The following is a 13,480-nucleotide window of genomic DNA, read 5'->3' as shown; positions in this document are numbered from 1 at the left end:
AAGAGAAATTGTCTGTTTGTGACAGCGGTTTCAAAAAACATTTCGACGTAATCCGGTTCTTTTTTTCTTTTTTCCAAAGAATTGTTGACACTTCTCACTTTGCCTTGTATGATAAAAGACGTTGCGCTCGAATTAAAAGATTCGGATGTGCATGTCTTGGCGGTGTAGCTCAGCTGGCTAGAGCATTCGGTTCATACCCGAAAGGTCGTGGGTTCGACTCCCTCCGCCGCTATACATATAAAAGTCCCTTGCTGATGCAAGGGATTTTTTGTTTGAACTCAATGGAACTTTGACTTTTATTAAATATTGAGGTTTTTTGCCGCGCTGAAGGGCGACTTCGGATCGTCTCAAGCTTTCTTTAGCATGCCGAAGTGCATGATGGGTGCGTTCGAAGACAGTAGCAGAACTGTCGATGATCATAGAAAGTCCGTTTGCGCTCATAGGCGGCGGCTGCGTGATCATTCAGCACGGCCAGCCGATCATATGGACGGACGGCATGATCAAATCCGCTGTCTGAGCGCTCATACAGCTTTCATTCGCTTGCAGGCTAGTTTGGTCCCCTGCCGCTGACGTAAGGTGCGCAGAAGGGTCTCTTTGGCGAGTTCCATTCCTATCGCTTATTTCATTGCACACAAAAAAACTGCCTGGAAAGTGTTTGTTCACTTTTCAAGCAGCCCCATCGATCATATATAACTTAAGTGTTTGAAACAGACAGCAAGTTATCCTCTTCTCGCTCCGCGACCGCCGCGTTTGGATTCTGTCGCTCTCTTTAAGGTAGTTAGACGTTCTTCGCTGTCCTTCATGAATTTTGCCATTTTCTGTTCAAAATTCTCTGGTCGCTCAAAGCTCGGTTTACTGCCTGGACGAGGTCTTTGTGGACGTTGTGGACGCTGAGGACGTTCTGACTCAGGTTTTGCCTTACGGATGGAAAGACCGATTTTACCGTCTGCTCCCACATTCATCACTTTTACTTCTACCATATCACCGACTTTTAGATGGTCATTTATATCTTTGACATAATTGTCAGCTACTTCACTAATATGGACTAATCCTGTGGATCCGTTCGGTAATTCAACAAATGCCCCAAAATTTGTGATCCCGGTTACTTTACCCTCTAACTTGCTGCCTACTTCAATTGACATAAAAAAAATGCTCCTCCTTAAGTTTTAAGCGGCCCTTAAGCCTATCAACCATATTGGCAGTGCCTGTATTTTACAGGCTCCTACTTATATTATAGCCAACAAAAAAAGAGTGTCAATACGACTACTCTTTTCTCGCCTCTTTTTCTGACGGTTTTTTCTTGTCAGGAATGGAAAATATGATCTCATTGGATTCAGAAAGGAAGTATTCTTTTCGCGCTAGTTTCGCGATATATTCTTCATCATCCAACTTAGCCAGTTGCTTATTCAGTTGTTCCTTCCCTGCATTTAAATCCTTTAGTGTCGCGATTGCTTCAGTCTTTTCCTTTTCTTTCGCAGCCAATAATTTCTTCTGCCCGGAATACATATTGAATAAACTCCCAAACACAACGCACATCAAAACGGCGAAGACGATAAGGCGATTACGCAGCCTCTTCTTTTGTGCCAGTTTCCATTTTTCTTTTTTCTGCATGGAGCGCACATATTCAGTTTCGATTGATGTAACGTTCCGAGTTGTCGGCTTCTGTGGTTTGTTCATGGCGCACACACCTCTCTCACTCTTATACTCTATTGTTCTCTATTATATAGTACTCTACCTTTTTTTTGAAGGAATTTCCCAGTCTTCTTAGCCAACCGGACAGCCGGCCAGCTAATAAATGTCAGAATGGAGATCAAAGCTTGGACGATTCGCCGAATAATCAGGATGACCAAGCGGATGATATACCACACAGGCCGGATGACCAGCAGCAGTATCAACCTTCCGGCAAACCGGAACGGATAATGGAATAATACTGCATACAACAGCATGCCGCTGACCTGCGCAATAGGGTCATACATCCGCCAAGCCCCTTCGCGTACGATCAGCAATACCCAAAATGCACCGACCCCGAGCAGCACCCAGATGACCAATTCAAACCAGAATGCCCGCCTGCGGATCCAGGATCGTTTATCACAGGCAGCAATGATTGTGCCGAATAAATCCATGACGGCTCCCGCCAGGATTCCCGCTCCAATCATTGCGAGTAAGCTGAAGAATTGGACGGATAGACTCATCCGAATAATTTATGGAGAAAGTTTCGTGAACCGGCTTCTTCTTCATCGTACTGCAAGGTCTGAACAGAGCCTTCGAGTGTCAGCAAGCCCTTGTCCACATCCAAATGTACAATACGCAATTCTTCTCCGCGAATTTGCAGCATTCCCTGCGACGTACGAACGAGAAACTCTTCCTGGTCGAACCGGTCAATTGTTTTCACAGAAGTGAGATCCATTCTTTTACGATTGCGCATGGTCACTACATGATCTCCTGTTGGAATGGTATACGTAGAACTGTCAGTTTGAATTTGCATATGCGTCCCCCTTTTCTAGTGCGTTCCCCATATCATATGCGTCGGGTTGGGCAAACATTACAAAAGGTTTTGGAGGGGGTTTAGTTTACAGAAGTAAGTGGAATTAGGATGGCAGTCTGGGATTTAAATCAAAGATGTGCTCCTAACGCTACGCTTTTACTCGCAAAAGCCGTTCTCCGTAACGGCTCTCACTTCAGCCGGTACGCTTTCCGGAGGGCGTGGCTTGAGCCTCCTCGTCCGCTAAGAGCGTGTGCTCCTAACGCTGCGCTTTTACTCGCAAAAACCGTACTTCGCAACGGCTCTCGCTCCCTGCGGGGTCTCAAGGCGCACGCTGAGCCTCCCGGAGTCGACCGGCTTACGCTCCAATCCTTACAATGTAAGCAGTAATATTTTGTTGGTCCACTGCAAATTCATACTACTACTTATTTTTATCATTACGAGTTGTAGCAGTACTTTCAAAAAGGTTCTCATTAATGAAATGGCTAATTATAAAAACCTGTTCCTGAGAGTCTACTCAAAAAGTAGTTTAGAAACCGTTTCGGAGTGCCGAGCCTAAGCTTGTGTTTAGAATGCATATAATGCTAATACTCAAATCGATCTTGATTCAATAGCTGCTTGAGTTAACAAGAACATAATCACATTAAAATCAATAATTCGATTAGGCTCTGCTTACCATTTGATATGTAAAGTGTTGAAACCCAAGCCAGTGTACCGTAGCGGAAGGCGGCGACTCCTGCGGGAATAGCATGAGCCGAAGACCCTGGACTGAGCGTAGCGAGGGAAGCGGCTGAGGCCATGCCCGCGGAAAGCGTCCGCCTGCAGCGAAGAGAAACGGTCTCCTCCCCACTAGCCAATCTTTTTACCCGCAAACCAAAAGACAGCCAAAACACAGCTGTCTCTTACTTCATTGCTTATTCAATCCTCATCATCCACAAACTCAGGCTCTACTTTTTCAAGGCGCTCTTCGCTGACGATGGTGTACATGCCTGCTGCGTCTTCTTTTTTCGTCGAAGCTTTTAGCTCATTAACAGTAGCGGTCACAATCTTCTGGCCGAAACGAATCGCTAGCTCATCGCCAGGCTTCACGTCAGAAGCGGCTTTTGCCACCTTTCCGTTAATGGTAATGCGTCCCTGATCCGCCACTTGCTTTGCTAATGTACGGCGTTTAATCAAGCGGGATACTTTTAGAAATTTATCTAATCTCATGTAGGTTCTTCCTCTCGTTTGGCTTGCTGCCAGAATTCTTCTAACTCGTCCAGCGTATATGTGGAGAACTCGCCGCTCCCCTGCCGGACACTTTGCTCAACAAATTGAAAACGGGATTTGAATTTTTCATTGGCGTGCCACATCGCTTCTTCAGGTGAAATCTTCAGGAATCTCGCAATGTTGACAATAGTAAACAACACGTCCCCGAGTTCGTCAAGCTGACGGTCTTTAGTGCCGCCCTCTACTTCTGCCTGAAACTCTTGCCACTCTTCTTCAAACTTATCAAAAGCCCCTTCGCTATCCGGCCAATCAAAACCTACTTTGGCAGCAGCTTTTTGATAATTGAACGAAGTCAGCAACGAAGAAGCATAGCGTGCCTGATCTTCCAATAAAGAACTACGCTGTGGTTTTTCCTGATCTTTGATCGCCTGCCAATTGCTCAGCACTTCTTCCGTTGTATCCGCTTCTGTCTGGCCAAAGACATGTGGATGACGGCGAATCATCTTGGAACCGATTGATTCCAACACGTCTTCCATGGAGAAATATCCATTGTCCTCTCCAATTTGCGCATGCAGGAAGACTTGCAGCAACACATCTCCAAGCTCTTCTATGATTGCTTCATCATCTTCCTCATCGATCGCTTGAATCAGTTCATACGATTCCTCAATTAAATAACGTTTCAGTGTCTCGTGGGTCTGTTCGCGATCCCAAGGACAACCATCAGGAGCACGCAGGGCCGCAATGATTTCTCTGAATGAACTCCACTCTTTCAAACGCTGCTCACGTTCAGCAAGCGGCGGTACGTAGATTGTCGTGAGATTATTCAGGGTCACCGCCCGGTCCAGTTCAAACAGCGGCACAGCCGTCAGCTTTTCATCGGCAGAACCGGCAGCTGTCACAATCGTGACCATGTGCTCATCCGGATACTTTTCCATCAGCGACAGCTTAACGTCTGACGCGACAAAGGAATCGTAAACTTGTCCCACTAAAACGTGCTGGTCCATCCGAATATCGTCGCGCTTCAAATCGGTACCGTCTAGCAGCTGAAAACCTTCAATCGGATCGATGCGCAAAGCGGTGAAAATGGGATCCAAAAAGCTGCTGCCCCCAGCTATCTGCAGTTCAATCTCGCCTGCTTGCTCTTTCTCAATCAATAACTGAACCGTTCTCTCCGCCACAAGCGGATGCCCAGGAACCGCATAAGTAATCGGATGATTCGCGCTCATTTCAAGCAGTTTTTCGACAATCGTCTGATACACCATATCAAACGATTCATTTGCTTCATAAATCGCATCAAAACTTTCCATCTGCAGCCCTTCTGCACGCAGTTCACTTACTACGGGATGTTCTTCGGTTCTGATAACCAGATGATCCGCCTTTTTTAATAAACGGTACGTGCCAAGCGACAATTGATCCAAGTCGCCCGCACCTAATCCGATAACTGTAATCTTCTTCACATGCTTCACCTTCTATTTTTAGTCAACCATAATTGTACAGTAGCCAGTCGTTTTCCGAACGGCAGCAAGTACCATTCTTTTTCCTTCATTATACGTGATTTTAATACGACGAACAGGAATATGGTTGCTCCGATCGTTACACCCGTCAAAGCTGTCATTGTGGCTTGCAAGCGTGATGGCAGCCAATCAAACAGCCACACATCCGACAGCATCATCCAAGGAAGTAGCACCGCCGCCATCGCAGCCGCTGCCCCCAGCAGTACCGCGTAAAAGCGTCTCGGCGCCAGTGAAAACTTCCAATAGCGCTTGAAATAGATAATCAATAACACTGCCACCACGGCAAACGCCGCAGCACCTGAAATCGCTGCTCCTTCAATTCCATACTGGCGCACCAGCCACGGCGTCCATAACGATTTAATGACGACACCAAGCAGCATCAATAACAGTGGCCCCCGCACTTTTCCGCTCCCCTGCAGAATCGCGGTCAACGGTAATATGATCGACAACCATAGAATCTGGATACAAAATATAATGAGCGCCGCAGAACCTGTCCGCGTTTCAAACAACATTTCATTGACATACGGAAGCACGAGCGCAAGTCCTACAGTAGCCGCCCAGCCGAATAAAATCGATGTGCGAAACGTCATACTGATGAAAGGAAGCGCACTGTTCCCGTCCTTTTTCGATGCATGATGGGCTATCAAAGGTACAAGCGCAAGCGCCAGTGTAGAAGCCAATAAAATCCCCATTTGAGCAAGCGGCTGGCCTCGATCGTATACACCTTTCATTTCCATCGCCTTCTCGCTCGCGATTCCTGTTTCAACAAGAGCATTATAAATGGTAAACGAGTCGACCAGCTGAAATACGAGTAAAATCAGCGAACTGGCACTGACGCTGATACTTAACTTCGTCAGATCCTTAACGACCCGCCACGGCTGTACCTTCACCAAAGGCACCCGTTCACGACGCATGAAGAACCAGGTTAAAATGAATACACCTGCTGCTTCTCCGGCAACTGCTGCCCACATCGTGATTTCACCTATTTTATAAAGCGACGTACCTGCACGTACCGCAATCCACGTGCCAGCCAGAACGATGATGACCCGAAACAGTTGCTCCGACACATTCGAAACCGCAACCGGTATCATCTGTCCTTCTGCTTGAAAAGCACCTTTCAGTACAGCTAGAAACGGCAGCACTAAAACAATATACGCACCGGTCTGCAACACAGGGGCTAACGCAGCATCCCCCATTACGTCTGCAAAAAATGCCGAGCCTGCCCGCAGCAGTAGGAAAATCATTCCTGCAACAATGAACAGGTAGGCGAGAGAGACGCGGAGTATCCCCCTTGATTCGCCCGGCCCTTTACTTTCGGCTAACATTTTTGATACTGCCACCGCAAAACCGGATGATGTCCAAACAATAAAAATCCCGATGAACGGATAGACTTGCTGATAAATATAGAACCCTTTATCCCCTACCAGATTCTGAAATGGCACGCGATAGACTGCGCTAAGCACTTTGACAATAATCGCAGCAATCGTCAAAATGGACGCACCTTTCATAAACGACTTCATATTCCATTTAGTCAACGCCATACATGTGCCTCTTTCATTCGATGATGGTTTCTAGTATACCATTTACTTAAACCAAGCTAGAAGAGACGTGTGAATGCAATAAGTAAAATGATGACACCGCTCATGAACGTACCAAATTGTCCGACACTCATCTTGCCGATCCGCAAGCCAGTCAGCTTCACTCCCAACGCCACACCAATCCATAAAGTTAGATAACTTCCAACAGCTGCAGACAGGGCTATTGCAAGCGGGGACAGTTCCAGAAGCCCTGCACCTACACCATTTGTCAGTGCATTTGCGGACAGCGCCACCCCCAGCAACAACGCTTCTCCCAAACTAATATGGGAAGATCCGTCAAAGTCCATTTTCTCCGGCTCATTCAGCACGCCATTGTCCTTTTTCTTCTGTTGCGAAAGCGAGATTACCATGATCCGTAAGCCGATGATACTCAAAACAGCAAATGCGACAAGATCCGGCAGCATACCGGGCAGCAATTCCGCGAGCCAGACACCCGAGATAATGCCGATTAAACTAAAAGCAAAACAAATTACTGTAATCAGCAAATTAGATAAAGCAGGGATCCGCACCCGCTGAACGCCATATGAAAGTCCAACTCCAAAGTTATCTATACTTGATGAAATAGCAAAGCCAGCGACAAGCAGCCAAGTCATTGTATTTCCCCCCAGCCTATAGGTTTTATCATACTATACGTACTAAGGGAAGACAGCGTGTGTGCGCGGCAGTGAATTTCTGTACAAATAAAAAAATCCAGTCTTTCACAAAGTGTGGAAGACTGGTAGGTATACTCAGTTTTAATGGGTTGGAAGGATGATGTCTTTAGCAACTGACACGCTCGTGCGCATTGCCGCCTTGCCTACTTCATGCGCCACAATCGAAGCAACACGATCATCAAATGGATCTGGGATAATGTAATCTTCACGTAAATCTTCTTCTTTGATCAAACCGGCGATTGCGTAGGTTGCCGCAAGCTTCATCTCTTCGTTAATTTCTGTTGCTCTGACGTCAAGTGCACCTCGGAAAATCCCCGGGAATGCCAAGACATTATTTACTTGGTTCGGATAATCAGAACGTCCTGTCGCAATCACGCGAACACCGTATTCTTCAGCAAGTTCAGGTTTCATTTCAGGAATAGGATTCGCAAGACCGAAGACGATTGGATCTGTATTCATGCTTGCCACTAATTCTTTTGTCAGTAAGTTTGCCACGGAAACTCCCACAAATACGTCTGCACCCTTCATTGCCTGTTCTAATGAACCTTCAATTTTTTCACGGTTGGTGATGAGTGACATCTCATGTTTGACGCTATTCATTGAGTAATCTCTGCCTTCAAAGATGATCCCTTTAGAATCGCACATGATAATGTTTTCAAAGCCCATGCTAAGCAACAGCTTCGTGATAGCCACACCTGCCGCACCTGCACCGTTTAAGACAATTTTCACTTCATTGGCTTTCTTGCCGACCAATTTCAGTGCATTGATTAATCCGGCACCTACAACGATTGCCGTACCATGCTGATCATCATGGAAAATCGGGATATTACATTCTTCGCGTAATCTTTGTTCAATTTCAAAACAGCGAGGAGCAGAGATATCTTCTAAGTTGATTGCGCCGAATGTCGGACTCATTGCTTTGACGATATTGACGATTTCATCCGGATCTTTGGTATCCAGACAAATTGGGAATGCATCGATTCCAGCAAACTGCTTCAGCAATAAAGCTTTTCCTTCCATGACCGGCAAAGCTGCTTCAGGACCAATGTCCCCCAGACCAAGTACAGCAGTTCCATCTGTTACGACCGCGACCAGATTCCCTTTTATTGTATATTCATATGCAAGAGAAGGGTCATGAGCGATTTCCACACACGGTTCAGCTACTCCTGGTGAATACGCCAGACTTAAATCCTCTTTATTTTCCAAAGGCACTTTTGAAATAATCTCCATTTTCCCGTTGTGGATTTGATGCATGTGTAAAGAAGATTTGTATTGCCTATTCATAAATATCTCTCTCCCTGTCCTGTTAAGTAGTTGGTGGTTCTTGTTGATAGTGATTATAAGCGCATTCACAAAGCAAATACAAGGGGGAATATTCTATCAACTCTAAAAACTCTAACTTGGTAAGCGGTTACATATGCTTTGTCAAGCCTTTTATAAGCATGTAAAATTTTTTAAAAAAAGTTTTGACTTTTGCTTAATTTCGTAGTATGTGAAATCTTTCACTTTTGATTTGGCTTATGTGAAGATTTTCACGTATGAAGCATGTGAAAAGCTTCACTTGGAGATTTCCGCCATGTGAATTTCATCACATGGGTAGTATGTGAAATCTTTCACCTTTATATAGAAGGAAAAATTTTCGTTTTGGTTGGAAACTGTCCCGTCTCCAGCAGAAACAAGTAAAAACTCCATAAATTAAGGTTCTGCACCAAAATTGGTTCTTTGCAACTTGTCACAGTGAAATCTCAAAACGGCTTTGACCTCAACCCTAAATCCACACACAAAAAAACCCACAATCCGTTCTCTCTGGATCGTGAGTCTTCCGATAACAATTTGGCACAATTCCTGCATCTGTTTAATTTTCCATCTGTTTTGCTAAAAAGTTTGCTGCAGTTTCAGCCGCTTTTTGTTCAACTTCACCAACGAAGTGAACTTTGGACAATAAATAGACTGCACCAATTGCATCTCCATTTGTCACAATCGGCGCAATACAATATGATTTAATTTGTTCTACCTGTCCAGGCACCCATTCCACTGACTTTTCATGTTTTTCCACAATAATTGTCCTATCGTTCAACAGCTCTTCACAGGAAGCTGACAGCTGTCGATTGACATAGTCCTTTTTCGACAGACCCGCAACCGCCAGCATCTCGTCACGATCACTAATCAAAGTAGGTGTTCCAAGCGTTTCATAAAGCGTCTCTGCATATTCCACTGCAAATTCGCCAAGCTCTGATATAGGCGAATATTTTTTTAGAATGACTTCCCCTTCTCGATCGGTGAATATCTCTAAAGGGTCTCCTTCACGAATTCGGAGTGTCCTCCTAATTTCTTTTGGGATGACCACTCTGCCTAAGTCATCAATTCTGCGGACAATACCCGTTGCCTTCATGTATAATGCCTCACTTTCTCGAAATGAAATGTATTTCTGAAAGTAGTATGCATCATCACTGGTCATTTTATGCAATGAAGGATTTACACGGAATCAGCAGACGAAACTTCTTTTGCTGTCTCCTGCATAACATGTACCATATCTTCCACCATATCGAACTCCGTGAATTGATTCGACTTCTTTTCATTCACTGTCACGATAATCTGGCCGTTTTCAAGAGTTAGCCCGACAGCATGGCCGAATTTCAATGAATGCTCCATAAGCTTCGCACCGTCTGCACGTGCCGTCCCTTCAACAGTCAGACGGATTTCTGCAATACCCTGCTGCTTTTTAATAGACTCCACACCGGCTGTCCGTCCCCATGCTTTCATTCGACCTACACGCAGCAATAAATCGGCTTCAAGCGGCATATCGCCGAACCGGTCAATCATCTCATCGACCAATTCCAAATAATCCTCGTCGCTTTCGATTGCTTTTACGCGTTTATACATTTGTATTTTTTGATAGCCATCCTGAATATACGTTTCAGGCAAGTACGCATTGATCGGCAAAGAGATTTCGACATCCGCTCGCGCTTCCTTGACGACGCCTGTTTGCCGTTCTTCGATTGCTTCCTGCAGTAATTGGGAATACAGGTCAAACCCAACCGAATCAATAAAACCGTGTTGTTGTGAGCCTAACAAGTTTCCGGCACCTCGAATAGATAAATCACGCATCGCAATTTTAAAGCCCGAACCGAGCTCCGTGAATTCTTTGATCGCCTGCAGACGGTTTTCTGCCACTTCTGTCAGCACTTTATCACGTTGGTACAGCATATAACTGTAAGCAACACGGTTAGAACGCCCGACGCGTCCACGCAATTGATAGAGCTGCGACAGACCCATGCGGTCGGCATCGTGGACGATCAGCGTGTTGACGTTTGGAATATCAATACCTGTTTCGATAATTGTTGTCGTCACAAGCACATCATATTCGCCTTCAAGGAAGCTCATTATAACTGCTTCCAGCGCAGCTTCTCCCATTCTTCCATGTGCAGAAGCAATACGCGCTTCCGGCACTAACTCGCGAATTTCCTCTACTTTTCGATCCATGTCTTCCACGCGGTTATACAGATAAAACACCTGTCCTCCGCGACCCATCTCACGTTCAATCGCCTCCCGCACTAATCCTCCGTTATGTTCCATGACATACGTCTGGACTGGGAAACGGTTGGCAGGAGGTGTCTCGATGACGGACAGATCACGCACGCCGACCATCGACATATGCAATGTCCGCGGAATCGGTGTAGCGGTTAATGTCAGTACATCGACATTGTTTTTCAGCTGCTTCAATTTCTCTTTATGCGTCACACCAAAACGCTGCTCTTCATCCACTACTAACAGTCCTAGATCTTGGTAGACTACATCTTTTGACAGCAAACGGTGCGTGCCGATGACGATATCCACTGTCCCTGCTTTTAACCCTTTAATCGTTTCATCCTGTTCTTTCTTCGTACGGAATCGATTCAGCAAGGAAACAGTCACCGGATAATCGGCAAATCTTTCTTTCATTGTTTCATAATGTTGTTGCGCTAAAATGGTTGTCGGCACTAAAAAGGCGACTTGTTTGCCGTTTGTGACCGCTTTAAAAGCTGCCCGGATCGCTACTTCCGTTTTTCCATAGCCTACGTCTCCGCATAAGAGCCGGTCCATCGGGCGTTCTCTTTCCATATCCTTCTTAATTTCACCGATTGACTGCAATTGGTCGGCTGTTTCTTCATAAGGGAAGGCATTTTCAAATGAACGCTGCAAATCGTCGTCTTCACTAAACGCAAATCCTTTTTCCGCTTCTCTTTTGGCATACAGCTTAATTAAATCATCTGCTATATCCTGGATGGCAGCTGTGACTTTACGTTTCGTTTTCGTCCAGTCTGCGCCGCCAAGCTTATGCAGCTTCGGCTCTTTCTCTCCTGAAGCAACATACTTCTGGATCAAATCAATCTGATCGGCGGGTACAAATAATTTATCTTCTCCGCGATAGCGTATATCTAAGTAGTCTTTTTGCAGACCACCCACTTCAAGCGTCACGACACCATAATATTTCCCGATTCCGTGATGAACGTGGACAATATAATCGCCAGGTTTAATTTCAGAATAGCTTTTAATTCGCTCCGCATTCGTAATTTTAGGCGGACGGGCTTTGCGCTTTGGCTTGCCGGTAAACATTTCAGCATCTGTGATGACTGCAAGCTTTTGAAACGGCAGTTCGAAACCTGCTGTCAGTTCGCCTTCAATAATCGACAATGTTCCTTCTTTGGTCAGCGGTCCATTCAGTACGGCTTCTATATCATATTCCCGCAAGATTTCTTGAATCTGCTTCATGCGTTCATCTGATGACGCCAAAAGGAACACATTGAAATTCTCTTTCTTCCAGCGGTCGATTTCATTTTTCAATAAAGGCATCTGGCCATGGAACTGCTGCATGGGTTTACAAGAAATCGCAAGTGTTTTTTTGATAGTAAATCCAGGCACTGTACGCGTGAATAAAGACAGATACAGCTTGAGCTGATGAATTTCGTTCAGCACATGTTCATATTTCCAGGCCAGCTTCGTATCATGCAGCATCTTGCCGTCTTCAAGCATTGCCAGCTGGTATTCCTGCTCTTCGGCTTCCAAAGTTGCAACCGACTCTTGAATTCGCCCCAATTCGTCGAATACGATCAGGCCGTCTGATGGAAAATAATCCGTCAACATAGCACTTGCCTCAGATGAGAAGGAAGCATACTTTTTCATTGTATCCGGGACAATTCCGTCTTTCATCAGACCGACATCTTCCATAATGACTGTCAGCAATTGCTGCTGCAGTTCTTCACTTTTAATTCTTGTCAGACTGTCGCCGAGTGCCTGCTTTACACTTCGGGATACTTGCAGCAATTCTTCCGGCGTCCATATAAACTCTGTCGCGGGCAGCAATGTAATAGAATCCATTTTGCCTGTTGAACGCTGATCTTCCGCTGAAAACGTACGGATTGAATCAATCGTCGTATCAAACAGTTCGATTCGCACAGGTTCCTGCATCGTCAGCGGATAAATGTCCAGAATCCCCCCGCGCAACGCAAATTCACCAGGCGCACTGACCAAGTCTTGACGTATATAGCCCATTGAAACAAGCTTCTCGAGCCAAATTCCCACATTGATCTCTTCATCTGTTTTTGCCGTGATGTAATTTGACAGCCACCGCTCTTTTGACGGCAGCAGCTTACGAAGGCCTGCTACCGGTGTGATATAAATTCCGCTGCCTGTGCGCGCCATATGATCCAGTGTGTCGATGCGGCCTGCCCGCAGTTCATAGCTCGCAAATGAAAAATCTGCAGCCACTAACTCTTCCGCTGTATACAAGTGGACATGGTCTTCACCCGCCATCTTGATCAGATCTTCATACGTACGCTGTGCTTGAAGCATATTCGGCGAGACGATCAAGACCGGCCGCTTCAGTGACTGCTGAATCACTTTAAAGAAGATAGCTTTAGATCCTCCGGAGAGCCCGGTGACTAACTGCTGATCTTGTCCAGCCTGCAAATCACTGAGCAGACCTTGAATCTCTTTTTCTTCTAAAAATAGCTGATCTAGTACTTCCAATCGAATAATCCTCTC

At 45.6% G+C, this 13,480-nt stretch carries 12 protein-coding genes and 1 tRNA gene; 2 read left to right on the top strand and 11 right to left on the bottom strand.

Annotated elements, in window-relative coordinates; genetic code table 11:
• Window positions 1-158 precede the first annotated feature (158 nt).
• Window positions 159-232: transfer RNA gene (locus Q1J64_RS11715), tRNA-Met, on the top strand.
• A gap of 150 nt (window positions 233-382) precedes the next feature.
• Window positions 383-517, top strand: coding sequence for a hypothetical protein (locus Q1J64_RS11710; protein ID WP_301109245.1), 135 nt, complete (start codon window positions 383-385; stop codon window positions 515-517).
• Between the two features lie 202 nt (window positions 518-719).
• On the opposite strand, the gene Q1J64_RS11705 is transcribed toward Q1J64_RS11710, so the two are convergent.
• The 11 genes from Q1J64_RS11705 to mfd form a co-directional block, all read right to left on the bottom strand.
• Window positions 720-1,142: a S1 domain-containing RNA-binding protein gene (locus tag Q1J64_RS11705; RefSeq protein ID WP_153723250.1), complete on the bottom strand. Its 423-nt coding sequence runs from the start codon at window positions 1,140-1,142 to the stop codon at window positions 720-722.
• A gap of 121 nt (window positions 1,143-1,263) precedes the next feature.
• Entirely contained in the window at window positions 1,264-1,677 is a 414-nt protein-coding gene (locus Q1J64_RS11700; protein ID WP_301109244.1) for an FtsB family cell division protein, read from the bottom strand.
• 29 nt (window positions 1,678-1,706) lie between these two features.
• Complete coding sequence (gene yabQ / locus Q1J64_RS11695) at window positions 1,707-2,192, bottom strand: spore cortex biosynthesis protein YabQ (RefSeq protein ID WP_301109243.1); 486 nt, start codon at window positions 2,190-2,192, stop codon at window positions 1,707-1,709.
• Window positions 2,189-2,485 (bottom strand): sporulation protein YabP, encoded by a 297-nt coding sequence (gene yabP, locus Q1J64_RS11690; protein ID WP_153723253.1) that lies wholly within the window; start codon window positions 2,483-2,485, stop codon window positions 2,189-2,191. Before yabP ends, yabQ begins: the two co-directional genes overlap by 4 nt.
• A gap of 915 nt (window positions 2,486-3,400) precedes the next feature.
• Complete coding sequence (locus tag Q1J64_RS11685) at window positions 3,401-3,691, bottom strand: RNA-binding S4 domain-containing protein (RefSeq protein ID WP_301109242.1); 291 nt, start codon at window positions 3,689-3,691, stop codon at window positions 3,401-3,403.
• Entirely contained in the window at window positions 3,688-5,148 is a 1,461-nt protein-coding gene (yabN, locus tag Q1J64_RS11680) for a bifunctional methyltransferase/pyrophosphohydrolase YabN (RefSeq protein WP_301109241.1), read from the bottom strand. The genes Q1J64_RS11685 and yabN overlap by 4 nt, the downstream gene beginning before the upstream one ends.
• Window positions 5,149-5,153: 5 nt before the next feature.
• On the bottom strand, window positions 5,154-6,746 hold the full coding sequence (locus Q1J64_RS11675; RefSeq protein WP_301109240.1) for a putative polysaccharide biosynthesis protein: 1,593 nt from the start codon (window positions 6,744-6,746) through the stop codon (window positions 5,154-5,156).
• A gap of 56 nt (window positions 6,747-6,802) precedes the next feature.
• Entirely contained in the window at window positions 6,803-7,396 is a 594-nt protein-coding gene (ytaF, locus tag Q1J64_RS11670; protein WP_301109239.1) for a sporulation membrane protein YtaF, read from the bottom strand.
• A gap of 141 nt (window positions 7,397-7,537) precedes the next feature.
• The gene (locus tag Q1J64_RS11665; RefSeq protein WP_301109238.1) at window positions 7,538-8,740 is read right to left on the bottom strand and encodes an NAD(P)-dependent malic enzyme; all 1,203 of its coding nucleotides are present in this window, start codon (window positions 8,738-8,740) and stop codon (window positions 7,538-7,540) included.
• Window positions 8,741-9,311: 571 nt separating this feature from the next.
• Window positions 9,312-9,848, bottom strand: a complete 537-nt coding sequence (gene spoVT / locus Q1J64_RS11660; protein ID WP_301109237.1) for a stage V sporulation protein T — start codon at window positions 9,846-9,848, stop codon at window positions 9,312-9,314.
• Window positions 9,849-9,931: 83 nt separating this feature from the next.
• A complete protein-coding gene (gene mfd, locus Q1J64_RS11655) occupies window positions 9,932-13,465 on the bottom strand; it encodes a transcription-repair coupling factor (protein WP_301109236.1) in 3,534 nt (1,177 codons plus the stop codon).
• Window positions 13,466-13,480 lie beyond the last annotated feature (15 nt).

The sequence above is a fragment of the Sporosarcina sp. genome, assembly GCF_029257255.1.
GTDB lineage: Bacteria > Bacillota > Bacilli > Bacillales_A > Planococcaceae > Sporosarcina.
This window is presented reverse-complemented; position numbering and strand designations above follow the sequence as displayed.

What these genes read in the sequence shown, in the direction of transcription:
- Q1J64_RS11685 (WP_301109242.1), bottom strand. Translation starts at nt 3,691, where the DNA reads ATGAGATTAGATAAATTTCTAAAAGTATCCCGCTTGATTAAACGCCGT.
- spoVT (WP_301109237.1), bottom strand. Translation starts at nt 9,848, where the DNA reads ATGAAGGCAACGGGTATTGTCCGCAGAATTGATGACTTAGGCAGAGTG.
- Q1J64_RS11700 (WP_301109244.1), bottom strand. Translation starts at nt 1,677, where the DNA reads ATGAACAAACCACAGAAGCCGACAACTCGGAACGTTACATCAATCGAA.
- Q1J64_RS11665 (WP_301109238.1), bottom strand. Translation starts at nt 8,740, where the DNA reads ATGAATAGGCAATACAAATCTTCTTTACACATGCATCAAATCCACAAC.
- yabQ (WP_301109243.1), bottom strand. Translation starts at nt 2,192, where the DNA reads ATGAGTCTATCCGTCCAATTCTTCAGCTTACTCGCAATGATTGGAGCG.
- ytaF (WP_301109239.1), bottom strand. Translation starts at nt 7,396, where the DNA reads ATGACTTGGCTGCTTGTCGCTGGCTTTGCTATTTCATCAAGTATAGAT.
- yabP (WP_153723253.1), bottom strand. Translation starts at nt 2,485, where the DNA reads ATGCAAATTCAAACTGACAGTTCTACGTATACCATTCCAACAGGAGAT.
- Q1J64_RS11675 (WP_301109240.1), bottom strand. Translation starts at nt 6,746, where the DNA reads ATGGCGTTGACTAAATGGAATATGAAGTCGTTTATGAAAGGTGCGTCC.
- Q1J64_RS11705 (WP_153723250.1), bottom strand. Translation starts at nt 1,142, where the DNA reads ATGTCAATTGAAGTAGGCAGCAAGTTAGAGGGTAAAGTAACCGGGATC.